The sequence below is a fragment of the Stenotrophomonas geniculata ATCC 19374 = JCM 13324 genome, from assembly GCF_001431625.1.
Taxonomy (GTDB): Bacteria; Pseudomonadota; Gammaproteobacteria; order Xanthomonadales; family Xanthomonadaceae; genus Stenotrophomonas; species Stenotrophomonas geniculata.
This window is the reverse complement of the sequence record NZ_LLXT01000062.1, coordinates 1-649: the sequence shown is the minus strand read 5'-3', so window position 1 is coordinate 649 and position 649 is coordinate 1. Positions and strand designations below refer to the sequence as shown.

Here is a 649-nt window from a genome sequence, read left to right as displayed (position 1 = left end):
CAGGGCGCAGCCCTGCCGATACCCCTCCCCCCGGCCGGGCTGGCAGAATAGGCGTCTCTGCCGTTATCCGAAGCCGACGATGCGCCTCTCCCAGTTCCACCTGCACACCACCAAGGAAACCCCCAGCGACGCCGAGCTCACCAGCCACCGGCTGATGCTGCGCGCGGGCATGATCCGCAAGCTGGCATCGGGCCTGTACACCTGGTCGCCGCTGGGCCTGCGCGTGCTGCGCAAGGTCGAGCGCATCGTGCGCGAGGAAATGGACCGCGCCGGTGCCGTGGAATTCCAGATCCCGACCATCCAGCCGAAGGAACTATGGGAGCAGACCGGCCGCTGGCAGAAGTTCGGCCCGCAGCTGTTGAAGATCAAGGACCGCAAGGACCAGGTGTTCTGCTACAGCCCGACCGCCGAAGAAGCCGCCTGCGACTTCGCGCGCAGCGAGCTGTCCAGCTACAAGCAGCTGCCGGTCAATTTCTACCAGGTGCAGACCAAGTTCCGCGACGAGATCCGTCCGCGCTTCGGCGTGATGCGTTCGCGCGAGTTTCTGATGAAGGACGCCTATTCGTTCCACCTGCACGATGAGTGCCTGGTGCGCGAGTACGAGAACATGAAGTCGGCCTACAGCCGCATCTTCACCCGCCTCGGCCTG

The 649-nt window shown here is 64.9% G+C and carries 1 protein-coding gene; it reads left to right on the top strand.

Annotation, left to right across the window (positions count from 1 at the left end; genetic code table 11):
- Nucleotides 1–79: 79 nt before the first annotated feature.
- Nucleotides 80–649, top strand: a 570-nt coding sequence (proS, locus tag ARC63_RS03465; RefSeq protein WP_064968319.1) for a proline--tRNA ligase, incomplete at its 3' end; no start/stop codon positions are given.